The following is a 25,468-nucleotide window of genomic DNA, read 5'->3' on the forward strand; positions in this document are numbered from 1 at the left end:
CCCCGGCCATGACATCCTGCCCCGAACCTGCGCAACCGGGATCGAGGCTGTTGAAGGCGAACACGCAATGACTGCCGAGCGGCAGCGCTCGATGTGGGTGGCCGGCCTGTCCACGGTGGTGGAGTGGTACGACTTCACCTTGTATCTGTACTTCGCCACGGTGCTGTCGCGGGTGTTCTTCGGTGGTGGCGAGCAGGCGCTGCTGGTCACCCTGGCCGGCTTTGCGGTGTCCTACCTGATGCGCCCGCTGGGCGCACTGTGCTTCGGCCACCTGGGGGACCGGCTGGGCCGGCGTTGGATGCTGCTGGCATCGATGGCCTTGATGGCAGCGGCGATGCTGGCCACCGCGCTGCTGCCGACAGCGGCCACGGCGGGCACTACGGCGGGCGTGCTGCTGCTGGTACTGCGCTGCGTGATGGCATTTTCGGTGGGCGGTGAGTACACCGGCGTGGTGGCGTACCTGCTGGAAAGCGCACCAGCACGGCGACGCGGCCTGGTGACCTCGCTGGCATCGGCGGCCAGCGAGGTGGGCGCGCTGCTGGCGGTGGCGATCTCGGCGCTTACGGTTGCGCTGCTGCCCACGGCGCAGCTGGACAGCTGGGGCTGGCGCATTCCGTTCTTCTTCGGTGCCGCGCTGGCACTGGTGATCCTGGTTGCGCGCTCGGGCATGCACGAATCGCCGGAGTTCGAACGCCAGCGTCGCGAGGGCAGTATTCCGGCTACGCCGCTTCGCCACGTATTGCGTAACCACCCGCTGGCAGTAGCGCGCACGTTTGCGATCTCGGCGCTGGGATCGATCACTTATTACGTCGGCATCACCTATGTGCCGGCATTCCTGCATGCGCAGGGTCATGACGAAGGTGATGCACTGTGGCTGTCGACGATTGCGGCAGTGGCGGTCATTGCGATCACGCCGCTGTGCGGCGCATTGTCCGACCGCGTCGGGCGACGCCCGATGCTGCTGGGTCTGACTCTGCTGGCGGCGCTGCTGCCGTTGTCCCTGTTCGCGTGGATGGCGGAGGCGACGGCGCTGGGCATCGCGCTGGCGGCGGTGCTGCTGGCCTGCGTGGCCGGTGGCGTGAGCGCGGTCGCGGCCCCGGCTACGGCCGAGCAGTTCCCGGGCGAGGGCCGGGTCAGCGGGTTGGCACTGGGGGTGACCATGGCCACCGCCTTCTTCGGCGGGGCAACGCCATGGCTGGCGCAATGGTGGGTGGAGCGCAGCGGCTGGGCAGCGGCACCGGGCGCGATGATCGCGCTGGTGGCGGTGCTGGTGCTGCCGGTGCTGTGGACCCTGCCCGAGACGGTCCCGGGCAGGGCCAGGCGCTAGCGGGTCAGACCTTCAGGGTCTGCTCGATGTCGGCCAGTACCGCGGCCGCATCCACGCCGATGGCAATCGACTGCACCACGTGGCCATCCCACACGCTGGGACCGAACGCCAGGCCTTCCGGCTTGGGAATGGTCATGCCGCGGGCGACACCGTCGGTGGCCACGCGCACGCTGGCGCGCTCGAACTGGAACAGCTCCGGGCGGGTCAGCGCGATGCACGCGCAGCAGTCGTGCACGACCATGCCCTTGTGGCCGGCCTGCAGGTAGAAGTCCACATAATCCTGCGACAGCGCACGCACCAGCTCGGCGTCGGCACCGCCGATGGCAGCCAGCTTGTCCAGGCCGTCACGGTCCATTTCCACGCGGGTGGTCACGTCCAGACCGATCGCAGTAACCGGCCAGCTGGCGGTGAACACCACGTCGGCGGCTTCGGCATCGCCCCAGATGTTGGCCTCGGCGGCAGGGGTGATGTTGCCGTTGACGTGGAAAGCGCCACCCATGATCACCACGCCGCGCACCAGGCCGGCGATGTCCGGGGCCTGCTGCAGGGCCAGGGCCAGGTTGGTCATGCGGCCGACCGCGACCAGGGTCACCTCGCCCGGATGGGCGCGGACCAGGTCGATGATCAGCTGATGGGCCGGGCGCGCATCGGCGGCCACGTCCAGGCTGGCCGGCACCGGGTGGTTGCCCAGGCCGTTGTGGCCATGGATGTGCACCGGCCAGGCTTCCGGGGTGGCTTCCGGCTGCAGCGGGCCGCCGGCACCGCGCGCGACCGGAGCGGCAAAGCCCCAGGCCTGCTTCAGGTACAGCGCGTTGTGGGTGGTCGACTCCACCGAGGCGTTGCCGAAGGTGGTGGTGACGCCGATCAGGTCGATCTGGGCGTGCTTGTGCAGGTACAGCAGGGCCAGGGCGTCGTCGACGCCCGGGTCGGTATCGAAAATGACTTTCAGCATGTTGTTGTTTTTCTTCTTCCGTGTGGTGCGGGGGGCGCCGGCGGCCACGGGGCAGGCCGGCGCGCCCTACATTGTCCCATCTTCATGACAGGCAGGGCCATTGCCGGGGAGGCAGGCCATAATGCCCCCAGTCCAGGCACGGAACCGCCGAATGCTGATCGTTGCCCTTCTGCTGGTCCTGCTGGTGCTGGGCCTGAACGTGGTGGCTACCGTGGTGATCGTCAGGCGCGATGGCCTGTCGGCGGGTGGCCGGACAGTGCAGTTGCTGCTGGTCTGGCTGCTGCCGCTGGTCGGCGCGATCCTGTGCATGGCAGTGGCCACGGCCGATGGCTCGGGAAGCCGGGGGGATGGCGGCGCAAGCTACGACAGCTCAGGTGGTTATTCCGGTGACAACCACAGCCATCACAGCCACAGCAGCTCCGACTGCAGCAGTGATGGTGGTGGGGGTGACGGCGGCAGCTGCGGTGGCGGCGATTGATGAGACGTCCCAGGGTGCCGGCCAAGGTCACGTCCTGGTAGTGCCGGCCGCTGGCCGGCAACCCCAACAGCTCAGCCGCCGCCTTCGGTCGGCAACGGCGCCGGCACGTTCAACAGCCCGCCCGCCGCCACATAGGCGGCCAGCGCCTGGCCCTGGCTCAGCAGGTGGCGTTCCATGGTGCGTTCGGCAGCCTGCGCGTCGCGGCGGCGGAAGCATTCCATCAGCTCGCGGTGTTCGGCCAGCGACTGCGCGGTGCGACCCGGCGTCAACAGCTGGCGGCCACGATGCATCTTCAGGATGCGGTGCAGGTCGTGGGTGATGCGGATCAGCCACGGGTTGCCCGCGTAATGCTGCACGGTTTCGTGGATCAGGTAGTTGTTGCGGTAGTACTCGGCGATGTTGCCCTCGGCCGCCGCGGTTTCCATCGCTGCATGCAGGTCTTCCAACTGCTGCACGCCTGCATCGTCGATGTGCTTCACCGCCTCATGCGCGCAGCGGCCTTCCAGCATCGCCATCACCGGGAACAGCTGGTTGAGGTCTTCCAGCGTCAGTCGCGTGACCCGGCTGCCACGACCCGCATCGATCTGCACCAGGCCTTCGGCGGCCAGCAGCTTCAGCGCCTCGCGCAGCGGCGTGCGGCTGATGCCCAGTTCCTCGCACAGCGCGGGCTCGTCGATCCATTCTCCCGGCGGCAGCCGGTAATCGTAGATGCGCTCGCGCACGTGTTCGGCCACCTCTTCGTACAGAGGTGCGCGCTTCTTCGGTGACCGCGGGGCAGGGGCAATGGCCATGGTGGAAGTGTACCGCCAGGTAGTGCCGGCCGCGGGCCGGCAACCCAGGCGCGCTGGAGGGCTTCATGAGAGTGCCGGCCAGCGGTCGGCACTACCGCTGGGCGGTTACATCCAGCCCGGCACCACGAACACCAGCCAGGCCAGCAGCGGTCCGAGCGCAACCACCAGGCCGCTGTAGACCAGGAAGCGGCGGAACAGGGTCTCGCGCTCTTCCTTCGCGGCCGAGGCCACCACCAGTGCGCCATTGGTCGAGAACGGGCTGACATCGACGATGGTGGATGACACCGCCAGCGCGCAGATCACGCCGGCGGCACTGAGGTGACCCTGCATCAGGAATGGCACCGCCAATGGAATCGTCGCGCCGAGTACCGCTGCCGACGAAGCGAATGCGGAGACGATGCCGCCGACATAGCAGACCAGCAGCGCTCCGAGCAGCGGGATGCCGATGTCGGAGACACCGTTGCCGATGAAGTCCACCGCGCCGGCATGTTCCAGCACGCCGATGTAGGTCACCACGCCGCAGATCAGCAGCACGGTGGACCAGCTGATGCCATCGACCGCACCCTTCTGGCTCTGCGGGGACAACAGCGCCAGCGCCACCGCCACGGTGATCGAGACCAGGCCGACGTTGAGGTTGTAGATCAGCGCGGCCACGCCCAGGCCGAGCAGGCCGATCAGGGTGAACAACCGCTCGCGGGTCAGGTTCACCGCATCCAGTGCCACCGGATCATTGCTGAGCGTGCCGCCGCCTGCCGCGACCAGCGCGCCATGACCTTCGATCGCGAACTGGCGCGACGACGCCTGCGGGCCACCGGCCATCGCCAGCTCGGCATTGCCGAGTGTTCCTGCTGCGGTGATCGAGCCACGGCGCAGCAGGGCGATGCCACCAAAGGCGAAGAAGCAGATCGTCGCCATCATGAAGTTGAAGCCCAGACTGGTCAGGAACACCGCCATCTCGGTCACTTCCAGCCCGGCTTTCTGCACCACGCCGTTGGTGATGCTGCCGTATACGCTGATCGGCGAGAAGCCGCCCGCCTGTGCGCCATGGATCACCAGCAGGCCCATCATCAACGGGTTGATGTTGTACTGCTTGGCAAAGCGCAGCGCGACCGGACCGATGATCGCGACCGCCGCCGGGCCCAGTGCACCGAACGCAGTGAGGACCGCGGTGATCACGAACATCACCCACGGAATGGCCACGATATGGCCGCGCACGGCTTTCACTGCCCAGTGCACCAGCAGGTCGATGGTGCCGTTCTTCTGCGCGATGGCGAACAGATAGGTAATGCCGACCAGGGTCAGGAACAGATCGCCGGGAAAGCCGGCCAGGACCTCCTTGCCGCCCATGTCGACCCACAGTCCGCCGATGATGAAGGCCAGCGCGAAGGCGACGGCACCCATGTTGATCGGCATCGCGGTGGCGACGATGAACATGATCACCAGACCGATGATCGTTGCGATTTGTGGACTCATGCGCCCTCCCAGACACGTGACTCACGTACAGCGCGGATGGAGACCCGCCATCCCGGGGTAAGGCGACGTACTGCGTGTTGCGTGATACGTACTGCTCGAACCCGTTACTGCAGCCGCTCCAGCGCGCTGCGGACCCACGCCGCGGCGCCTTCAAGGCTCTGGAACTCTTCCACCGCGCGCACCTCGCAGCACGGATAGGCCGGCGCGACCATGCGCGCCAATGCGTTGCCCGGGCCCAGCTGCAGGAACACCCGCGCGCCACGCTCGAAGGCCTGGCGCATCACCTGCGCCCATTCGATGGTCTGCGCGAGCTGCGCCGACAGCGTGTGGACTGCCGTTGCGCGATCCCGCACCGGTCGCGCATCGATGCCGGCCAGCAGCGGCAGGCGTGGGGCCTGCAGTGGCGAGGCGTCGAGTGCGGCAGCGAACGGTGCGACCGCCGCTGTCAGCAACGGTGTGTGTGCAGGCACGTGCACCGGCAGTGGACGGATGTCCGCACCCTGCGGCCGCGCGGCATCGGCCAGCCGCTGCAATGAGGCGTGCGTGCCGCCAACGATGAAATGGTCCTGCCCGTTGGCGATGGCCACGTGCGCTCCGTGCAGATCGCACAGCGGCTGCAGTACATGGCGTTCCAGGCCAAGCACTGCCTGCAGGCCTGCATCGGCGGGGTTGGCACTGTCCATCAACAGCGCGCGCTGCGCAGCCAGGGCAAGGCAGGTGGCCGCATCGACGCCGCCGGCGATGGCATGTGCGGCCAGCTCGCCGATGCTGTAACCCGCGATCACCGTCGGCGTTGGCAATACCTCGCGCAGGCCCTGCCAATGCGCCAGGCTTGCTGCGCACAGCAGTGGTTGCGCCCGCACATTGTCGAAGCGGTCGTCGGCCGCCGTAGCGGCGAATACATCGCGGCCGAGCAGTTCGCTCGTGGCATCGAGCACCGGCCGCGCGGCAGCCAGATCGCGCACGCGATCGAACATCGCCGCGTGCTGCGCGCCTTGGCCAGGGCAGAGCAGGGCCAGGCTCATGCCTGCTCCTGCTGCAGCAGGAACACGCTGCAGGCCAACAGGTCTGCGCTGCCGCCCGGGCTCAGCCGGCGCATGACGAAGCCGTCACCGATGCGACGCAGATGTACCTGCCAGTCCGGCGCGAAGGTGCCACCGGCGTCCAGGAAGGTGCGTGCCTGCCGCTGGGCCCAGCGCAGGCCGTCGGCGCCGCCGCGGTGCAGCAGGTTGAGGTCATCCACGCACGCGATCAGCTGCATCAGGGTCTGGCACATCGCGGCCTCGCGTGGCAGGCCGCTGGCCAGTGCGTGGCGCAGGGCAGGCAGTGCCACTTCGCGCAGCAGCGGGTAGCCGGCGGCCGCTTGTTCGCGCACACCTTGCACGCCGTGCCGTGCACGCGCGCGCTGGCCAGGGCTGTTCGCATCCAGAGGCGCGTCGGCGAGCTCGGCCGCCCAACGGCGCACTTCCTGGCAGACCTGCTCGGCTGCGGCGACACGGCCCGCGCGGCCCCAGCAGGCAGCGGACGCGGCCACCAGCAGGCCAAGGCTGAAGATCGCACCGCGATGGGTGTTGATGCCCGCAGTGGCGTGCAGCATCGATATCTCGGCGGCGATGCCATGCCGCCGCAGCGTCTGGAACGGCGCCGCGCCGGCACCGGCGTCGGCCACGGCGATGAAATAGTGGCGCAGCGCGAACAGGCTGCGCAGGAAGGTGCCGGCATCCATGTCGTGGTGGCTGCCGCGATCGAACGGTGTAACCAGTCCCGGTTTGGGGGCAAGGGCCAGTTCGGCGTGCAGGCTGGCGATGGCAAAGCGCCCCAGGCGCGCGCTGTCCACCGCCGGGCTGGACCGGGCGACGCGCTTCGCGACGGCGTTCATGCGACAACTCCAGTGGCGTTGAACAAGGCCTCGCGCAGTTCCAGAGCGGCACCATCAATGCGTTTGACCAGTACTTCGCGGCTGCGACCGGCGTATTCGCGCCAGTTCACCGCGCCACCATCCACCAGGCACAGTTCGCCATCCACGCGATGCCCATAGGCGCTTTCCCAGTGCTGCAGGCGTTCGACCAGCAGGTCGGCCTGGCGCGCGTCATCCACCTGCCACAGCAGGTCGATGTCCGAGCGCGGGTGCACATAGGGCAGTCCGGTGAGGTGCTGCCATGCGAAGGCGCCGAATACGCGGGCTGGTGCAAGCCGCAGCATTGCCTGCAACGCCGCCTGCCAATCCGCCGGAACGCCGCCGGCGAGAACGTCATCCAAGGCAGGGGGAGGCTGCAGCTGCTGGACGTCCTGCAGGGCCACGCGCAGCGCCAGCCGTTGCTTGCCTTCGCTTGGCGGTAGCGGTACCCCCAGACGCAGCCGAGGGTCGGGGTCGTCCGCCGCACAGCGCGCCACCATGGCCGGCAAGCCCTGCGCGAACCACGCTGCCAGGCGTGGTTCCTGTGCAGTCACGTCAGCCCGCCAGTCGGCATCGGCCGACAGCCAGGCCAGCGTGTGGCGGGCGGGCCGCTCAGGCATCGCCGTGGGCCACCGCAGATGAAACGCCTGCCGCCAGGGCACGACCGCCGCGCTGTGCGCCGCGTGCGGCACGCAGGTCGCCTTCGGCGGGCGTGCGCAGCGCCTGCAGCAGGTGCTGGGCAAGATCGCCCTCCCACAGCGATTCCACCGCACCCATCGCCACGTAGTTCTCCACGCCCGGCGCGAACACCGGCGAGCTCTGGCTGAGTGCCTGCAGTTTCTCCAGCGGTTGCTTGGTCACCCGCGCCATCGCGCGCAGGTCCATCACCCGCACCTGTGCATCGGGCAGGGCGTGGATGTGGTCGGCCATCAGGCCGAATGAGAGGAAGCCGCCACTGACGGATTCACCATAGACCAGCGTGACAAGCCGCGCGCCACGTCGACGCGCGAGATCCAGCGTCTGTGCCAGATGCGCGAAACAGCCGTTGATGCCAAGCAGTTCGTCGCGCCGCGCCAGGCGCTGGCCAGCGGTGTCCACCAGCATCACGATCGGTCGCTGTGGAAGCGCGGCGGTGCTGGCAAGCACGGTTTCGGCCAGTGCCAATGCGTGGTCCACGCCGACTTCGAGTTTGTCGGCGGTACCGATCACGGTCACCTCGCCATCCTCGGTGGTGGCGCTGCCGGTCAGCACCGAATCGTTCACGGCAATGGCATGCCCATGCGGGAACAGGGCATCGAGCAGGGTCTGCAGCGGCATGCTCATGGCAGGCTCCGGTCGGCGGTGGCGATGAGGAACGCATCGGTGTCGAGCAGCGGCAGTCGCTCGGGGGCAGTGATACCCAGCCGCGCCCAGATCTCCAGGCCATCGCGGCAATCGCCCCAGGCCTGCACGCGCGCCTTCAGTGCCGCATGGCGTTCCTGCAGCGCGGCCAGTGCAGTATCTGGATCGGTGCTGCTGGTATCGGGCTGCAGCGCATTGCTGGCAGCCTGCGCGAACGCCTCGATGGCATCGGGCACCAGCACCTGTGCCTGGTCGATCAGGTAGCGGTGCTTGCCTCCCGTTACGCGCCAGACCAGCGCACGATCGCGGGAATCGAACTCTTCCACACCACGCACGGTCTCGATTACTTCCGGCCCGGACAGTGACAGCCGGCCTTCCTCGGACATGACTACTGTGCTGCAGCAGCGGGCGACGATGCCCATGCCACCGAATGCGCCGTTGCCGCTACCGATCAGCGCCACCACGGGGACGCCTGCAGCGCGCGCATCCAGCGTGGCGCGCATGATCTCGGAAATGGCGATGAGCCCTGCATTGGCTTCGTGCAGGCGCACGCCACCGGTATCGAGCAGCAGCAGCACACCGTCAGGTCGGGTTTCCGCTGCACGGTGCAGCAGCCCGGTCAACTTGGCGCCGTGCACCTCGCCCACGCCGCCGCCCATGAATTCACCCTGCTGTGCGGCCAGCAGCACGCGTCGGCCGCGCAGTGTGGCTTCGCCGACAACGATACCGTCGTCGAACGCCGCGGGCTGGTCGAGCTGTGCCAGGTGCGGGCTCATCATCCGCCGCGCCGGGCCGAGGAATTCACGGAACGAGCCGGCGTCGGCCAGGCCGGCGATGCGCTCGCGTGCATCGGCTTCGTAGTAACTGTGGCGCTGCGTCCGGCTCATCGTGGATCTCCAGCAAGCAGGGTTTCCACTGCCTGGTCCAGGCGCAGGCTGACCACCGCCGGGGTCGCACCGGCATCGTTGATCGAGACGCGTACATCGCGCAGTGGATGGCGCTGTGCGAAATCACCGATCACCGCCTCCCAGACGCGGCCAAAGCCCTGCGCGGCGGTGATGATGCGCACCATCATCGCGCCGTCCAGTGCGGCCGGTTCCAGCAGGATTTCCAGGTTGCCCGAGGCCAATACGCCGACCAGCATTGCATCGCGCGGAAACTGCACCGCCGTGTGTCCTTCGAATCGATAGTCGAGGGTTTCCATGCTCAGCCCCTTACCAGTTGCGGAAGCGCTTGGGCGGGTCGTACAGGCCGCCTGACCAGCGCACCAGGTCCTTCACCGAACGCGCCGCAAGCAGGTCACGGCTGGCATCGCGCACGGAGATGCCGAGGTCATCGGGACGGCGGATCACGCCGCGGTCGCGCAGGTTCTCCACCATCGCGCGGTCGCGTCCCATGCCCACGGCGGTATAGCCGGACACGCCGCGGATCGCCTGTTCGCGCTCTTCAGGGGTGCGGCACAGCAGCAGGTTGGCGATGCCTTCTTCGGTCAGTACATGGCTGACGTCGTCGCCATAGATCATCACCGGTGGCAGCGGCATGTCCGCGCGCTCGGCCAGCTCCCAGGCGTCCAGCCGATCGACGAAGGCCGGTGCCATGTGTTCGCGGAAGGTTTCCACCATCTGCACCACCAACTTGCGGCCACGCGGCATCTCACCGGGGCGTGCGGCCTGCTGGCCGGCCTTGACCCAGGCCTCGCTGGCATGGCGGCGGCCACGTGCATCGGAGCCCATGTTCGGTGCGCCACCGAAGCCTGCGATGCGGTCGCGCGTGGCGGTGGAGCTGTTGCCCTGCAGGTCGATCTGCAGGGTGGAACCGATGAACATGTCGCAGGCATACAGGCCGGCGGTCTGAGAGAACGCGCGGTTGGAGCGCATCGAGCCATCGGCACCGGTGAAGAACACATCGCTGCGTGCGGCGATGTAGTTCTCCATGCCCAGTTCGGAACCGAACGAATGCACCGATTTGACGAAGCCCGATTCGATCGCCGGAATCAGTGCGGGGTGTGGATTGAGGGCCCAGTGCTGGCAGATCTTTCCCTTCAAGCCGAGCGATTCGGCGTAGGTGGGGAGCAGCAGTTCGATGGCGGCGGTATCGAAGCCGATGCCATGGTTGAGGCGGTTGACGCCGTACTCGGCGTAGATGCCCTTGATCGCCATCATCGCCATCAGCACCTGGATCTCGGAGATCTGCGCCGGGTCGCGGGTGAACAGCGGTTCGATATGGTTCGGCTTCGGCGCCTGCACCACGAAGTTGACCCAGTCAGCAGGGATGTCGACGCGGGGGAGGGTGTCGACGATCTCGTTGACCTGGGCGATGACGATGCCGCCACCGAACGCGGTGGCCTCGACGATGACCGGGGTGTCTTCGGTGTTCGGGCCGGTGTAGAGATTGCCGTGGCGATCGGCGGCCTGCGCGGCGACCAGCGCCACGCGTGGGGTCAGGTCGATGAAGTAGCGGCCGAACAGTTCGAGGTAGGTGTGGATGGCACCGATCTGGATGCGCCCTTCGGCCACCAGATTGGCCAGCCGCACCGATTGCGGGCCGGAGAACGAGAAGTCCAGCTTCGAGGCGATGCCACGCTCGAATACATCCAGGTGCGACGGCAGAGACAGCACCGACTGCACCATGTGCAGGTCGTGCACCCGGGCCGGGTCAAGGTCGGCCAGGCACTGGGCGAGGAAATCGGCCTGTTTCTGGTTGTTGCCCTCCAGGCAGACCTTGTCGCCCGGCTCCAGCAGTGCGTGCAGCAGCTCGCCCACGTCGGTGGCGGCGACCTCACGTCCCCGGGCCCACGGCGCGGCACGTTCCAGGCGGGCCTGGCGGCTGCGTTCCAACGTATCCCAGCTCGGGTTCATCGACCGGCTTCCGATTGGTGTCGATGTAATTACGGCATAATTACATTCGGGCATGCAACCCGCACTGCAGCAAAAAGAAGGGCCCGCGCGAAGGCGGGCCCATTCAGATTGAAATGGAGGATGACCCGCATCGATCGGGGTAGTGCCGGCCGCTGGCCGGCTCCGCGTCATCGATGCATCGCTTGGAGCCGGCCAGCGGCCGGCACTACCGTTTCTGGTGGCTCAGAACTTCCAGCGCAGGCTGGCCGACACGAAGCGCGGTTCGCCGTAGTTGTTGTAGTCCAGATTCGCCCAGTAGGTCTTGTCCAGCGCGTTGCGCACGCTCAGCGTTGCCGTCCAGTTGTCGCTGATGCGGTAGTTGGCGTTGAACTGGACCAGCATGTAGGCCGGCTGGTTCACCGTCACCGTGCCGCCCAGCGGGTAGGCGATGTTGTAGCCCTGCACCTTGCTCTGCCACTGCACGCCACCGCCGATGCTCAGGCGCTCCAGCGCGCCGCGCAGCTGCAGCTGGGTGTTGAGCTGCAGCAGGTCCTTCGGCGGGTTGGCGTACAGCAGATCGGTGGCGGCGCGGGTGACCTTGACGTGGGTATAGCCGGCGTTGACCGTCCAGCCCGGCAGGATCTCGCCGTTGACGTCCATCTCCCAACCGCGCGCCTTGGTGCCGTTGACGCCGACGTAGGCGGAGGTGCCATCGCTCAGCGAACCCTCCGGCACGCCCATGTCACGCACCGCGTAGTTGTCCTGCTTGGCTTCGAACACGGCGGCATTGGCGGTCAGGCGGCCATCGAACCACTGCGTCTTGATGCCCGCTTCCAGGTTCGAGCCCTGTACTGGCGCCAGCAGGTTCTCGTTGCGGTCCTTGAAGTTCTGCGGGTTGAAGATCTCGGTGTAGCTGGCGTACGCCGAGACGTTCGGGGTGATGTCGTAGACCAGGCCCACGTAGGGAGTGACTTCATCGCTCACCTTGTACGCGCCGCTGGTGCCGGTGTAGGCGCCTGCGGCGTTGTAGGAGCGGCTGAGGGTTTCCCAGCGGCTCAGGCGTGCGCCGGCAATCAGCGACAGCGGATCGGCCAGGCGCAGGCGGGTGGCCAGATAGACGCCACTCTGCGTGGTCTTGGCCACGCGGCGCGCGCCGGTACGGCGGTAGGTGACCTCGGAGATGTCGCCGTTCCAGCTGTACACGTTGGGAATGTAGTAGCAGCGTTCGCCGCCGCAGCGTGCCCAATCGTTCGGGAAGTTCAGCGCCAGGGTGTTGGTGGTGCCTTCCAGGTCCGACCACTGTGCGCCGAGGGTCACATCGTGGTCGCGGCCGAACAGATCGAAGCTTCCGGTCAGGTAAGCATCGACGTTGCGCCGGGTGTCCCTCGAATCACCGGCGGCCGCGCGCAGGAAGATGCCCGAGCCGGTCACCGGGTCCGGGTTGCCGGTGCCGTACAGGCGCACGTTCTGCACATTGCCACGGGTGTAGGCGGTGTTGATCTTCAGCAGCCAGTTGTCGCCGAAGCGCTGTTCCAGGTTGGCGAAGGCAGTGTTGCTCTCGCGCTTCCAGTAGCTCCACTTCGGCGACAGGTTGGTCGAGCGCGGCAGGTGCGCGAAATTGCCCTGGTTGTCGAAGAACGGCACGGTGCCCCAGGTCGAGCCGGTCGGATTGTTGTCCTGGCTCTGGTAACCGAGGGTGATCGTGGTGCTGTCGGTGACGTCGCCTTCCAGCACCGCCATGCCGGCCATCTTGTTCTCGTCGTAGCGGTCGTAATACAGGCCACGATCAGTATAGGCGGCGACCACGCGGCTGCGGAAACGGCCGTCATCGGTCAGCGGCGCGGTCACGTCCGCCTCCATGCGTCGATAGTCCCAGCTGCCGGCGCTGATCGCGAACGAGGCATCGAACTCCTTGCCCGGCCGCTTGCGCAGCAGGTTGACGGTGGCCGACGGCACGCCGGCGCCGCTGAGCAGGCCGTTGGCACCGCGGATCACTTCGATGCGGTCGTAGAAAGCGGTGTCGTATTCCTGGTTGGTGGAACCGCTGTAGGTGGGAATGCCATCGACCTGGAAGTCGGTGATGGCGAAGCCGCGTGCGTAGTACAGCGGGCGCTGGGTGTCATAGAAGGACACGCTGACGCCGGTGACGTTGCGCATCACGTCGTTGATGCTGAACAGCGACTCGTCCTGCAGGCGCTTCAGGCTGATCGCAGTGGCCGACTGCGGGGTTTCCTGCAGTGTGATCGGCAGGCGGGTGGTGCTGGATGGCGGAGCGGACTGCTCGGCACGGACGCTGACCCGGTCCAGGGTCTTGGCATCGGATGCATCGGCGGCGGCCTCGGCGAACGCCGGAGACGCGACCAGCGCGAGCGAAGAGAGCAGGGCAGCCGGCAGCAGCGCACGGCGGGGCAGGCGGTTACGGAACGTCAGGGACATGGTGGGTTCGAAGCTCGGAGACGGGAAGGGGGCGGCAACAGTCGTCCAGCACCCGGGGCGGCGGCTTCGGGCACATCAGGTCCATCTGGGAGGGGCGCGGTCACTGCGAAGGACGCAAATGTAAATAATTCTTAACAACATTACAATTCGCGTCATTGTGCATAGGATTCCCGGCGCCGGGCATCGCTTTCTGCAGCAGGGAGCGGCCCAAACGCGAACGGCCACCCGAAGGTGGCCGTCCGTGTCTGCTGCAGGGAATCTGCCAGGCTTACAGCGCCTGCAGTTCCTCGTTGGCGTTGCGCTTTTCCTTGGCCGGTGCCGGAGCCGCTGCAGGAACCGCTGCCGGCACCGGCGCCGCCGCGTTCGCATCCACCGGCACCTCCAGATACGGCAGATGCAGGGTCTGGCTGGTCAGCGTACGGATCTCGTTGACCAGCGCGGCGCTGTCGTTGAGCTTGCGCCCGTACGACGGCACGATCTCGCGCAGGCGGGCTTCCCAGCCGGCCTTCATCTGGTCCGGGAAGGCCTTGGCCATCAGGTCCAGCATGATCGGCGGCGAGGTCGACGCACCCGGCGAAGCGCCGAGCAGGGCGGCGAGGGTGTGGTCCTTGTCGGTCACGATCTCGGTACCGAACTGCAGCACCGGGCCCTTCAGCGGATCACGCTTGATGATCTGCACGCGCTGGCCGGCGGTGACCAGCTTCCAGTCACCCGGCTTGGCAGTGGGGAAGTACTTGACCAGCTCGGCCTGGCGGTCGGCATCGTTCAGGCGCGCCTGGCCCATCAGGTACTGCACCAGGTCCAGGTTGTCCTTGCCCACTTCCAGCATCGGGCCGACGTTGTTGTGGTTCACCGACGAGTACAGGTCCCACCACGAGCCGTGCTTGAGGAACTTGGTGCTGTACAGCGCGAACGGCCCGAACAGGACCACCGGCTTGCCGTCCAGCTTGCGCGCATCCAGGTGCGGCACCGACATCGGCGGCGAACCGGTCTCGGCCATACCGTAGGCCTTCACGCCGTGGCGCGAGGTCACGTCCTGGCCCTGGAAGGCGAGGAACTGGCCACCGACCGGGAAGCCGGCGTAGTCCTTCGATTCCGGAATGCCGGACATCTGCAGCAGCTTCAGTGCAGCGCCACCGGCACCGATGAACACGAAGCGGGCGTGGGTGGTGGACTCGGTGCCGGCCTTGAGGTCCTTCACCGTCACGTTCCAGCTCTTGTCGGCGTTCTGCCGCAGCGCGCTCACTTCGTGGTTGAGGTGCAGGCTGAAGTTCGGGCTGCGCTGCAGGCCGGCGGTCAGCTGGCGGGTGATCACGCCGAAGTTGACGTCGGTGCCCAGCGGCATCCAGGTTGCGGCAACCTTCTGCTTCGAGTCACGGCCTTCCATCAGCAGCGGGGCCCACTGCTTGATCTGGGCCGGATCCTCGGAGTACTGCATGCCGTAGAACAGCGGATTCTTCACCAGGGCCTGCTGGCGCTTGTGCAGGTAGGCGATGTTGTCATCGCCCCAGACGAAGCTCATGTGCGGGGTCGGGTTGATGAAGTCGCTGGGCTGGCTCAGCCGGCCTTCCTTCACCTGGTGCGACCAGAACTGGCGCGAGACCTCGAACGATTCGGCGATGCCGACCGCGCGCTTGGTCTCGATGCTGCCGTCGGGCAGTTCGGGGGTGTAGTTCAGTTCGGCGAAGGCCGAGTGGCCCGTGCCGGCGTTGTTCCAGCCGTCGGAGCTTTCACCGGCGACGCCGTCGAGGCGTTCGTAGACCTGGATGTTCCAGTCCGGCTGCAGTTCCTGCAGGTAGGTGGCCAGGGTGATGCTCATGATGCCGGCGCCGACCAGCACAACGTCGACGGGCTTGTCGTTGCTGGCGGCGGGCACCGAGCGCTGGGTCAGCGGCCAGTACAGGAACAGCGCGGCGGCCAGCAACAGCAGCACGAGCAGGGCGAGCAGGGCCTTGCCAAATTTCTTCATGGGGGCGGGATCGTTGGCGGAGGGGAAGGGGTCAGGATGCGCGTGGGGCAGGGAAAGGGCGTGAAGAAACAACGCCTTGCGCCATCCATCCGCGATTCTAACCGGATCCGGTCCGTTTTTGATGCAACGCAGCATCCGACGTTTCGCGGCCCCGTCACGTGAGCGGCGGGCCCAAGCCTGGCGATCGTAGCCCCAGTAGCGCCAGGCCATGCCTGGCGACGCCTTCAATCAGACCAGCTCCAGAATCTCGTCACCGGCCTCATCGATCTCCCCGGTCGGGCGCCAGCCCAGGCGCCGGTAGAAGCCATGCGAGCGCGAACGCGGGTCGGCCGAGCACGCCAGGAACAGCCGGGTATGGCCCGCATCGCGGGTCAGGCTGACCACTTCCTGCAGCAGCTGCCGACCGACGCCACGGCCTTCGTAGTCCGGCAGCAGGGCCAGCACCAGCACTTCGCCGGTGTCGCGGTCGGCGAAGCAGTAACCGGCCATGCGCTCGCCCTCCCAGGCGACGCGGCCGATCGAATCGCCCTGGGCGATGCCGGCCGCCCAGCTGTCCTCGGTGATGCCCAGCTCTGCCAACTGCGCGGCGCTGAAGGCGTTTTCGCGGGTGCGCCCGCGCAGGTCGATGCAGGCGGCGGCATCTTCGGGGCGCGCATCGCGGACGAATACAGGCATGCAGGGCATCCTTGCAGTGATCGGCCGACCAGTATCCGCATCGCGCATGGACCTGGTGTGGAGACTTCGTGGAGATTGGATGGAGCAAAAAGGGGACGGAGGGGATTAAGTCGTTTAAGGCCTATACGACATTCTGGGCAAAGACGACTTAATCCCCTCCGTCCCCTTTTTTGCAGGGCTGCCTCAGCGCTTGCGCCGCACCAGCGCTGATGAGGCGTCCAGCACGGCGCGGGTCAGCAGGGCCATGGTCTGGACGTCACCCTTCCAGTGCTGCCAGTACAGCGGCACGTCTTCCCACGCGCGCTGGCGTACGTAGACCAGGCGGCCGGCGTCCAGGTGCCGCTTGACCAGCGGCAGCGGGTTCATGGTCCAGCCCATGCCGCCCAGGTTGGCCTGCACAAAGGCGCGGGTGGAGGGAATCCACCAGGTCGGTGCGGTGCTGGGCAGGTCGTCGCCGGCCATGCGCCGGGCAAAGCGCGACTGCATTTCGTCCTTGCGGTTGAACACCAGCACCGGCGCCTGCGCCAGCGCCTGCGCGGTCACGCCCTTGGCAAAATGGCGTTCGCGGAATTCGGGGGTACAGGTGGCGGCGTAACGGATGCTGCCCAGCGCGTGGATCTGGCAGCCCTGCACCGGCTCGTCCAGCGTGGTCACCGCACCCAGCACTGTGCCCTGGCGCAGCAGTTCGACGGTGTGGTCCTGGTCCTCCACGCGCAGGTCCAGGGTGGTGCCGGTGCTCTGTGCGAACTGCGAGGCGGCCTGCGGGAACCAGGTTTCCAGGCTGTCGTGGTTCACCGCCACCGGGATGCTGGCCTGCGGCAGGTCTTCGTCAGCCAGGCCCATCCGGTGCAGGGCGTCGTGCTCGAGCAGGGCGGTCTGCTCGGCCAGCTGCACCAGCACCTGGCCCTCGGCGGTGGCGGTGGCCGGGGTGCCGCGCTTGACCAGCAGGCGACCGACCCGATCCTCCAGTGCCTTGACCCGCTGCGAGATGGCCGAGGGCGTGACATTCAGCGACTGCGCGGCGCGGTCGAAGCTGCCTTCGCGGATCACTGCGGCGAGGGCGCGCAGCTGGGCATGGTCGATACGCATCGAATTAAGTTCCGCTAATGTTGGTTTAGGAAGTTTAGCTCGTCTTTTCCATGTTGCGGCGCGACAATGGCGCTCGTTCCGGTGCTGTCCGCCTTCGCGAGGCACCGTCCCCCCAAGCAAGTAAAGGCAGTGAATCCCATGTTCTCGGTCATCTCCGCCAGCACCGGCCTCGGTGCCTGGTTCTCTGGTGCAGCTACCGGCATCGGCCTGTTCGCCGTGGTCGGGGCCCAGAGCGCCTTCATTCTGCGCCAGGGCATCCTGCGCAAGCACATCGTGCCGGTGGTTGCCACCTGTGCGGCCATCGATGCGATCTTCATCTTTGCCAGCGTGGCTGGCCTGCGCACGCTCACTTCAGCGCTGCCGTGGCTGACCACCGCCGTGCTGTGGACGGGCGTGGCGTTCCTGGCCTGGTACGCCATGAAGTCGGCACGCCGTGCGATTGCCGGTGGCGGCGGCATGGGCGAGGCTGACAGCGACGACGGCAGCCGCCGCGCGGTGCTGATGGCCGCGGTCGGCTTCTCGCTGATCAACCCGCACTTCTGGCTGGACATGATGGTGATCGGCTCGATCGCCGAGAACTTCGGCAACGCCCGCATGGCCTTCGCCGCCGGTGTGGTGACTGCCAGCTGCCTGTGGCTGACCGCGCAGGGCCTGGGCGCACGCCTGCTGGCGCCGCTGTTCACCAAGCCCAGTACCTGGCGCGTGCTCGACGGCACCATCGCCGTGATCCTCAGCATCCTGGCCCTTACGTTGGCGGTGCGCGGGGTCCACTGACCCGGCGCACGCCCCCCGAACCCACGTCCTGACTCTCTCTCCAAGGTAGTGGTAACGACGGCACCGGCAACGGTGCCGTCGTTTTTTCTGCCGATGTGGCGCGGCAAACGGTCACGTGCCTAGAATCGTACATCCGGACAGGGTGTCCGGTTTTCCATGGGGGAAGGATGCGCAGGATTGTGCTGGCTGTACTGCTGGGCGCGGTTGTGGGTGGGGCATCGGCCGCAACGCTGGACCTGGATCGCTATCTGCGGCAGGAGTCGTTTACCGACATCAAGATTTCACCAGGGGGCGAGTACATCGCCGCGACGGTTCCGCTGGAGGCGGGAACCGCATTGGCGATCTACCGCATTGCCGACATGAAGATGGTCGGCAGCTTCCGCCCGCCCCGCAACGATCACGCGCACACCTTCGACTGGGTCAGCAACGAGCGGCTGCTGGTGGGCATGGCACAGAAGTTCGGCGTGCTGGACCGGCCGACGCCGACCGGTGAACTGTTCGGTATCAATGCCAACGGCAAGGGCGGCGAGCTGCTGGTGGGGTACCGGGTTGCCGACCAGAGCCTGGGCACCAACATCAAGGTCAAGCCGGCAGGCCTGGTGGCCGCCTACCTCAGTGATGAGCTCAAGGACGATGACCGCAACGCGCTGGTGACGGTGATCCCGCTGGTCGGCAGTTCGCATGCGCAGGTCGAGCGCATGGACGTGATCACCGGTCGCCGCAACGCCGTGGCGCGCGCTCCCATTCCCGATGCGGACTTCACGACCGATGAGCAGGGCGAGGTGCGTTTCGCACGCGCTGTCGTTACCGATGGCACGCAGAAGCTCTACTACCGCACGGGCAGCAACAGCGACTGGATCCTGCTCAATGATGAATCCCTGAGCAAGCGCATCGAGGCGCCGCTCGGCTTCTCGGCCGATGGTCGCCTGGCGTACCTGCAGGTCGAGCAGGCAGATGGACCTGATGCCATTGTCAGCTGGGACCCCCAGAGCAATGAACGACGCACCGTGCTGCGCGATGGGAGTGCCGACCCGGCGCGCATCATCCGGCGCCCCGGCAGCCGCGTGCCGGTCGGGGCCCTGTTCCTTGGCAGTGCGCCGCGAACGGCATTCTTCGATGACGCCTCGGACGACGCTCGCCTGTACCGCAGCCTCGAAGCCGGCCTGGGCGGAGCGGTCTACATCACCTCCAGCACGCGCGATGGCAAGACGGTGCTGGTGGAAACCTGGTCAGGCAGCAATCCGGGCGATTTCTATCTCTATGACACGGTTGGCAAGAGTGCACGGCACCTGATCAGCCGCAGTGACTGGATCGACCCCGCGCTGGCGGCGGAGGTGCGTCCGATCAGCCTGACGGCCCGTGATGGGCGTCCGCTGCATGGCTTCCTTACCGTCCCGCATGGCCGCGAGGCCCGTGCGCTGCCGATGGTGGTGGTGCCGCACGGAGGTCCGATCGGTGTTGCCGACCAGGGCGCCTATGACACCGAGACACAGATGCTGGCGGCGGCAGGTTACGCGGTACTGCAGGTGAATTTCCGCGGCTCTTCCGGCTATGGTCGGGCCCACATGCAGGCCGCGCGAAAGCAATGGGGGCTGTCGATGCAGGATGACGTCACCGATGCCACGCGCTGGGCGATCGAACAGGGCGTGGCCGACAAGAACCGCATCTGCATCTATGGCGCCAGTTACGGTGCCTATGCGGCGATGATGGGGGCGGTGCGCGAACCGGGCCTGTACCAGTGCGCGGCCGGCTACGTCGGCATCTACGACCTGCCGTTGATGTACGCCCGCGGAGACATCCAGAGCGATGAGTCAGGCCTGGCCTACCTGCGGAACTGGCTGGGATCGCCCAAGGATCTGGCAGAGCGCTCCCCGGTGAATCTGGCCGCGCAGGTGCGGGTGCCGGTATTCCTGGCCGCGGGTGGCCAGGATCAACGTGCGCCGATCGTGCACAGCGAACGCATGGAAGCTGCGTTGAAGAAGGCCGGCTCGCCGGTGGAAACCCTGTACGTCAAGAATGAAGGGCATGGTTTCTATTCCCCTGCCAACCAACGTGCGTACTACAGCAGGTTGCTGGCCTTCCTCTCGCGCAGCCTGGGGGGGCAGGTGGCCGGGCAGGCCGCACCTGCGGAGAAGAGCAGCGCGCCCTGAACAAGCCGGGGGCGGCGGATGATCGATCCGCCGCCCCCGGAGTTCGCCTGCATCGGGCTTACTTGACCCCGTGCATCATCTTCTTCAGCAGCGGCGCGGCGATGAAGGCGGCCAGCGCACAGCCCAGGCCGATCCACATCAGCAGCCAGAACAGGTGCGCATAGGCACCGGCCGCGGCCACCATGTCCAGCGATTCGCCTTCCGGTACCTCGATCGCGGCCAGCTTGCCGAACAGCGCGGCCAGCGTTTCCGAGAACGCGGTTGCCAGGAACCAGGTGCCCATCATCAGGCTCATCACCCGCGGTACGGCCAGCTGGGTCACCGCCGACAGGCCGACCGGCGACAGGCACATCTCACCGCTGGCCAGCAGGAAGTAGGCCAGCACCAGCCACCACACGCTGGCCATCTCGCCGGTGGCGCCGACCTGCTGTGCAGCCAATGCCAGCGGCACGAACGACAGCGCGCCGATCACCAGGCCCCAGGCCGATTTGACCGGCTTGCCCGGTTCCCAGCCGCGGCGGTCCATCCACGTCCACAGTGCGGCGAAGGCCGGCGCCAGCAGCACCAGGAACAGGCCGCCGAGGTAGGTCAGCGAGCCGGCGGTCTGCGGAATCACCAGGCAGTCGCGCACCAGCAGCACCAGCATCAGCACGACGATGGCGGCGAAGAACGTTCGCGGCGCAGATGAGCCCGGACGGCGCTCGGACAGCCGCGCGCTGACCACGAAGCCCAGCGGTGCCAGCAGCAGCGAGATGATCGACCAGGGCAGCGGGGTACCGCCGGTGATCACCAGCGAGGGCACGATGTCCTTGGTCAGCAGGCGGTCGGTGAAGGTCACCCAGGAGCCATACGACTGCTCGTACATCGTGAAGAACACCAGTGCCATGAAGATCAACACCATCAGCGCGACCATCTGCTGGCGCTGCACCGGCGTGCACTTGCTGCCGGTGAACCAGGCGAACCAGACCAGCACGCCGCCCAGCACCACCAGCATCAGCATCAGTGCCAGGCTGATTTCACCGCCCAGCGCGAACGCGCCGTTGCCGGCCGCCCACATCAGCCACGCCACCGGCAATACACCGAGCATCGCGCACAGATAGATGAGCCATTCGCGCGGCAGGCCCAGCACCTTCTGCTTCAGCGCGGCCGGCTGTGGCGGCTCGGCGTGGCCCTGCAGGTACTTCTGGCCCCACAGGAACATCGCCAGGCCGGCCAGCATGCCGATGCCGGCCGCACCGAAACCGTACTTCCAGCCATAGGCCTCGCCGAGGAAGCCGCACACCAGCGAAGAGAACAGCGCGCCGAGGTTGATGCCGGCGTAGAACAGCGAGAAGCCCGAATCGCGGCGCGGGTCGTCCTTGGCGTACAGCTTGCCGACGATGGTGGAGATGTTCGGCTTGAGGAAGCCGACGCCCATGATGATCAGCGCCAGCGACAGGTAGGTCACCGCCAGTGCCGAGGTGTCGCGCACCACTTCGCCGTTCACCCGGTACGCGGCGTGGCCTTCGAAGGCCATGCCGAGGTGGCCGAGCACCAGCAGGATGCCGCCGAACAGCACCGCCCGGCGCATGCCCAGCCAGCGGTCGGCCAGCATGCCGCCGAACACCGGGATGCAGTACACCAGGCCGCCATAGGCACCGAGCAGGTCCAGGCCGGCCTTGTCGCCGAACAGGTGGTACTTGGTCAGGTACAGCAGCAGCAGCGCCTTCATGCCATAGAAGGAGAAGCGCTCCCACATTTCGGTGAAGAAGCAGACGTAGACGCCCTTGGGATGGCCCAGGAAATCGTCGGAAGCGATAGCGGTGGAATTCATCGCGGAATTATAGGCCTGTGGCCCGATCCGCTTTCAGTAGATCCACGCCATGCGTGGATTGCCGGACTGGCCTGGGCGATCACAGGTACCGCAACCACGCCAGATCGCGCCGTCGCGCCTTGAACCGCGCGAACGCCCGCGTCGGCGGGTACAGCACCACCGCCAGCGCACAGGCCACCAGCAGCAGGCCGGCCACAGAATCCAGTGCGTACAGATCACCGTGTGTCGGCCCCCAGATCGCCAGCGCGGCCAGGTACAGCCCCTTCAGCACATACAGGTGCAGCAGGTAGAAGAACATCGGCGCGGCGCCGACATCGGCCAGCGGGCGCAGCGCACGCGCCAGTGGCGGCCATTCGTACAGTCGCAACAGCAACAGGCCCACGCCCAGCGTCAACAGCAGGAACTGCAGAGACGGCGGGTACTTGGTGATGTTGAAGACGCTCATCCAGGTGCGCAGCGTGCTGGTCTGGTACTGCCACGGTGCATCCCCGTACTGGTTGGCGAACCGCAGCAGGGCGAACAGGGCCAGCGCGCCGACGCCTGCGCACAGCAGCCAGCGCTGGCGTTGCGCCGGGTCGCGGTCGCGGGCGAACCACGGCCCCATCAGGTAGCCCAGCGCGATTACCCCGATCCACGGCAGCACCGGGTAGGAAGTGCGCAGGCGCAGCGCGCCGGTCTCGATCCAGTCGCGCTGGTGCAGCACTTTCCACAGCATCGCCAGCAGACCGTGGCCTTCCACTCGCACGCCGTCCAACAGGTTGTGCCCGGTCACCACCGCGACTGCCAGCACCAGCAGGGCCAGGCGCGGCAGCCACAGAAGGCCGGCCAGCGCGATCATGCTCAGCCCGATGGCCCAGATCACCTGCAGGTACAGCGTTTCCGGCGGCAGCTGGAAGGTCCAGGCGAAATTCACCAGGGTCAGTTCCAGCACGACCAGGAACAGCCCGCGCTTGAGCAGGAAGGCGGCCGTGGCCCGGCGCGGATCCGGCTGGCGCTGGCCGTACAGCCAGGCCGACAGCCCGGTCAACAGGACGAACACGGGTGCGCACAGGTGGGCCAGCAGACGGCAGGCGAACAGCGCAGGGGAGACCGTCGCTGCGTCCATCGGGTCGCTTACCTGATGCTGCAGGAAGAAGGTCTCGCGCACGTGGTCCAGCAACATCAACAGCATCACGGTGCCGCGCAGCTGGTCGATGGAGGCCAGGCGAGAGGAGGGGGAAGGGGGCATGCGATGCAGTAACAGCAAGGTAGCATTAAGATATAACATATCATTTGCTGTGCGCCCAGCCGGACTTTGCCGGGTCGGTCGATTGCCGGTCCACGTACTGGCCCATTGCGCTGCAGCACACGCCCCCATCCTTTGGCACGCTGGACTTGATCTGCCCTGAACGCTAGCGTGGCAGGGATTTTTTGCCAGCAGGGGCTTCCATGAACCACGACGCTGCGCCAAAGCAGCTCACCTTCCGCGCAGTGGCCCTGGCCATCGTGCTGGCGGTGGTGCTGTCGGCCGCAAACGCCTACCTCGGTCTGTTCGCAGGCCTGACCATCGCCACCGCCATTCCCGCCGCGGTGATTTCCATGGGCGTGCTGCGCCTGCTGGGCGGTGGCTCCATCCTTGAAAACAACATCGTGCAGACCGGTGCTTCGGCCGGTTCGTCGATCGCCGCCGGTGTGATCTTCACCATCCCGGCGCTGGTGATCATGGGCTACTGGCCGGACTTCAAGTACTGGTGGGTGCTGGGCATCGCCGGCCTCGGTGGCCTGCTGGGCGTGCTGTTCTCGGTGCCGCTGCGCCGTTCGATGATCGTTGAAGACCCGCTTCCGTTCCCGGAAGGCAAGGCCGCGGCCGAAGTGCTCAAGGCCGGTGAGAACCCGGGCCCGGGCCTGAAGATCCTCGGCCTGTCGGCAGTCATCGGTGCCTTCGTCAAGCTGGCCGCGGAAAGCGGCATGCGCCTGATTCCCGACGCCTGGGCCACCTCGGCCTACGTCGGCAGCTCCAAGGTCACCGCCTTCATCGGTACCAACCTGTCGCCGGCACTGCTGGGCGTGGGCTACATCGTCGGCCTCAACGTCGGCATCGTGGTCGTGTCCGGCTCGATCCTGACCTGGCACATCGCCATTCCGATCTACCAGGCGTTCTTCATGAACACCGATCCGGCACTGGCCGCGTCGGTCGCCACGGCATCCTCCACCGAAGCGGCGTTCGCCATCTGGGGCGCGAAGATGCGCTACCTGGGTGTCGGCGCGATGCTGATCGGCGGCATCTGGACCCTGATCTCGCTGCGCAAGTCGCTGCTCAATGGCGTCAAGAGCGGCTTTGCCGCCGCCCGCAAGAGCGGTGGCCCGGTGCTGGCGCACACCGAGCGCGACCTGCCGATGAAGTGGATGCTGGTGGCCCTGGTGGTCTTCGTGCTGCCGCTGCTGGCCCTGTACCAGGCCATCGTGGGCCAGTGGCACGTGTCGATCCCCATGACCATCATCATGATCGTTGCCGGCTTCCTGTTCGTGTCGGTCTCGGCCTACCTGGCCGGCTTGATCGGTTCGTCCAACAACCCGGTGTCGGGCATCACCATCTCCACCATCCTGTTCGCCTCGGCCGTGCTGGTGGTGCTGTTGGGCGCCGATGGCCTCAAGCCGGTCGGTGCCGGCGGTGCGCCGCTGGGCGCGGTGGCGGCGATCATGATCGGCGCGGTGGTGTGCTGCGCCGCAGCGGTTGGCGGTGACAACCTGCAGGACCTCAAGGCCGGCTATATCGTAGGTGCCACCCCGTGGAAGCAGCAGCTGATGCTGGGCATCGGTGCCTTCTCGTGCGCGCTGATCATGGCCCCGGTGCTGAACCTGCTGGCCACCGCCTACGGCATCGGCGTGAAGTCCGAGCTGCACCCGAACGCGCTGGCTGCGCCGCAGGCCAACCTGATGGCCTCGGTGGCCAAGGGCCTGTTCGGTGGCGAACTCCCGTGGACCTTCATCGGCATCGGTGCCGTGGTCGGTGCCGCCATCATTGCCTTCGACAGCTGGCTGAAGTCGCGCAACGCACGCTTCCGCGTGCCGGTGCTGGCCGCCGCCATCGGCATCTACCTGCCGCTGGAGCTGATGGTGCCGATCTTCCTCGGCGGCCTGATCGCCCACCTGGTCGAGCGCTTCCACAAGGTGCGCGCCGATGACGAAGAAGGCCGCGACCGCGTGCACAAGCCGGGTGTGCTGTTCGCTGCGGGCCTGATCACCGGTGAGGCACTGATGGGCATCGCCATCGCGATTCCGATCGTGGTCAGCAGCCGCGCCGACGTGCTGGCCGTGCCGTTCCACCTGCCGGGCGCGCAGTGGATCGGCCTGGCCGTGCTGTTCCTGGTGGGCTGGCTGATCTACCGCACCGGCAAGTACACCAAGGCGTAAGGGACGGGTAGTGGCGGGGGGGGGGGGGGGCCCCCCCCCAAACCGCGAAACACCAGGGTGAGCGCCCCCCCCC

21 protein-coding genes are annotated in these 25,468 nt (G+C 67.0%); 5 read left to right on the forward strand and 16 right to left on the reverse strand.

Translation table 11 applies throughout. From position 1 onward, the window contains the following. Window positions 1-67: 67 nt before the first annotated feature. Entirely contained in the window at window positions 68-1,327 is a 1,260-nt protein-coding gene (locus tag ABE423_RS07175) for an MFS transporter (protein ID WP_346485582.1), read from the forward strand. A 4-nt stretch (window positions 1,328-1,331) separates the two neighbouring features. Here the strand turns inward: ABE423_RS07175 and ABE423_RS07180 are convergent, their stop codons facing one another. Then, window positions 1,332-2,279, reverse strand: a complete 948-nt coding sequence (locus ABE423_RS07180; protein WP_004147861.1) for a nucleoside hydrolase — start codon at window positions 2,277-2,279, stop codon at window positions 1,332-1,334. 151 nt (window positions 2,280-2,430) lie between these two features. Between ABE423_RS07180 and ABE423_RS07185 the strand changes: the two genes are divergently transcribed. Next, the gene (locus ABE423_RS07185; protein WP_253145483.1) at window positions 2,431-2,757 is read left to right on the forward strand and encodes a hypothetical protein; all 327 of its coding nucleotides are present in this window, start codon (window positions 2,431-2,433) and stop codon (window positions 2,755-2,757) included. Window positions 2,758-2,828: 71 nt separating this feature from the next. On the opposite strand, the gene ABE423_RS07190 is transcribed toward ABE423_RS07185, so the two are convergent. From ABE423_RS07190 to ABE423_RS07250, 13 genes are all read right to left on the reverse strand, one after another. After that, on the reverse strand, window positions 2,829-3,548 hold the full coding sequence (locus ABE423_RS07190) for a GntR family transcriptional regulator (protein WP_057499721.1): 720 nt from the start codon (window positions 3,546-3,548) through the stop codon (window positions 2,829-2,831). Window positions 3,549-3,653: 105 nt separating this feature from the next. Beyond that, window positions 3,654-5,021, reverse strand: a complete 1,368-nt coding sequence (locus ABE423_RS07195) for an SLC13 family permease (protein WP_032127621.1) — start codon at window positions 5,019-5,021, stop codon at window positions 3,654-3,656. A gap of 104 nt (window positions 5,022-5,125) precedes the next feature. After that, window positions 5,126-6,046, reverse strand: a complete 921-nt coding sequence (gene mdcH, locus ABE423_RS07200; protein ID WP_346485584.1) for a malonate decarboxylase subunit epsilon — start codon at window positions 6,044-6,046, stop codon at window positions 5,126-5,128. Next, the gene (mdcB, locus tag ABE423_RS07205; protein ID WP_346485586.1) at window positions 6,043-6,900 is read right to left on the reverse strand and encodes a triphosphoribosyl-dephospho-CoA synthase MdcB; all 858 of its coding nucleotides are present in this window, start codon (window positions 6,898-6,900) and stop codon (window positions 6,043-6,045) included. The genes mdcH and mdcB overlap by 4 nt, the downstream gene beginning before the upstream one ends. Beyond that, complete coding sequence (gene mdcG, locus ABE423_RS07210; protein WP_180837931.1) at window positions 6,897-7,538, reverse strand: malonate decarboxylase holo-[acyl-carrier-protein] synthase; 642 nt, start codon at window positions 7,536-7,538, stop codon at window positions 6,897-6,899. Before mdcG ends, mdcB begins: the two co-directional genes overlap by 4 nt. After that, a complete protein-coding gene (gene mdcE, locus ABE423_RS07215; protein WP_180837939.1) occupies window positions 7,531-8,235 on the reverse strand; it encodes a biotin-independent malonate decarboxylase subunit gamma in 705 nt (234 codons plus the stop codon). The genes mdcG and mdcE overlap by 8 nt, the downstream gene beginning before the upstream one ends. A gap of 2 nt (window positions 8,236-8,237) precedes the next feature. After that, window positions 8,238-9,146, reverse strand: coding sequence for a biotin-independent malonate decarboxylase subunit beta (locus ABE423_RS07220; RefSeq protein WP_049422772.1), 909 nt, complete (start codon window positions 9,144-9,146; stop codon window positions 8,238-8,240). Further along, the gene (gene mdcC, locus ABE423_RS07225; protein WP_180837932.1) at window positions 9,143-9,463 is read right to left on the reverse strand and encodes a malonate decarboxylase acyl carrier protein; all 321 of its coding nucleotides are present in this window, start codon (window positions 9,461-9,463) and stop codon (window positions 9,143-9,145) included. The genes ABE423_RS07220 and mdcC overlap by 4 nt, the downstream gene beginning before the upstream one ends. A gap of 10 nt (window positions 9,464-9,473) precedes the next feature. Further along, window positions 9,474-11,117 carry a malonate decarboxylase subunit alpha gene (gene mdcA / locus ABE423_RS07230; RefSeq protein ID WP_253145487.1) on the reverse strand — a complete coding sequence of 548 codons (1,644 nt, stop codon included), beginning with the start codon at window positions 11,115-11,117 and terminating at the stop codon, window positions 9,474-9,476. A gap of 222 nt (window positions 11,118-11,339) precedes the next feature. Next, window positions 11,340-13,532: a TonB-dependent siderophore receptor gene (locus ABE423_RS07235; RefSeq protein ID WP_125893756.1), complete on the reverse strand. Its 2,193-nt coding sequence runs from the start codon at window positions 13,530-13,532 to the stop codon at window positions 11,340-11,342. Between the two features lie 268 nt (window positions 13,533-13,800). Further along, window positions 13,801-15,501: a malate dehydrogenase (quinone) gene (gene mqo, locus ABE423_RS07240; protein ID WP_346485590.1), complete on the reverse strand. Its 1,701-nt coding sequence runs from the start codon at window positions 15,499-15,501 to the stop codon at window positions 13,801-13,803. A 228-nt stretch (window positions 15,502-15,729) separates the two neighbouring features. Further along, window positions 15,730-16,176 (reverse strand): GNAT family N-acetyltransferase, encoded by a 447-nt coding sequence (locus tag ABE423_RS07245; RefSeq protein ID WP_125893760.1) that lies wholly within the window; start codon window positions 16,174-16,176, stop codon window positions 15,730-15,732. A gap of 183 nt (window positions 16,177-16,359) precedes the next feature. Next, window positions 16,360-17,265 (reverse strand): LysR family transcriptional regulator ArgP, encoded by a 906-nt coding sequence (locus tag ABE423_RS07250; protein WP_010483397.1) that lies wholly within the window; start codon window positions 17,263-17,265, stop codon window positions 16,360-16,362. A gap of 138 nt (window positions 17,266-17,403) precedes the next feature. Here ABE423_RS07250 and ABE423_RS07255 point away from each other — a divergent pair, with 138 nt between their 5' ends. Further along, on the forward strand, window positions 17,404-18,039 hold the full coding sequence (locus tag ABE423_RS07255; RefSeq protein ID WP_005408523.1) for a LysE family transporter: 636 nt from the start codon (window positions 17,404-17,406) through the stop codon (window positions 18,037-18,039). Window positions 18,040-18,206: 167 nt separating this feature from the next. Then, window positions 18,207-20,189: a S9 family peptidase gene (locus ABE423_RS07260; protein ID WP_346485593.1), complete on the forward strand. Its 1,983-nt coding sequence runs from the start codon at window positions 18,207-18,209 to the stop codon at window positions 20,187-20,189. Between the two features lie 58 nt (window positions 20,190-20,247). Here ABE423_RS07260 and ABE423_RS07265 read toward each other — a convergent pair whose 3' ends face one another. After that, window positions 20,248-22,002 (reverse strand): oligopeptide:H+ symporter, encoded by a 1,755-nt coding sequence (locus ABE423_RS07265; protein ID WP_032127610.1) that lies wholly within the window; start codon window positions 22,000-22,002, stop codon window positions 20,248-20,250. A gap of 79 nt (window positions 22,003-22,081) precedes the next feature. Continuing rightward, on the reverse strand, window positions 22,082-23,230 hold the full coding sequence (locus ABE423_RS07270) for a heparan-alpha-glucosaminide N-acetyltransferase domain-containing protein (RefSeq protein WP_346485595.1): 1,149 nt from the start codon (window positions 23,228-23,230) through the stop codon (window positions 22,082-22,084). A gap of 200 nt (window positions 23,231-23,430) precedes the next feature. Between ABE423_RS07270 and ABE423_RS07275 the strand changes: the two genes are divergently transcribed. Further along, entirely contained in the window at window positions 23,431-25,395 is a 1,965-nt protein-coding gene (locus ABE423_RS07275; RefSeq protein WP_032127608.1) for an oligopeptide transporter, OPT family, read from the forward strand. The last annotated feature ends 73 nt before the right edge of the window (window positions 25,396-25,468 follow it).

The sequence above is a fragment of the Stenotrophomonas sp. TWI1409 genome (assembly GCF_039673015.1).
Taxonomy (GTDB): domain Bacteria; phylum Pseudomonadota; class Gammaproteobacteria; order Xanthomonadales; family Xanthomonadaceae; genus Stenotrophomonas; species Stenotrophomonas maltophilia_A.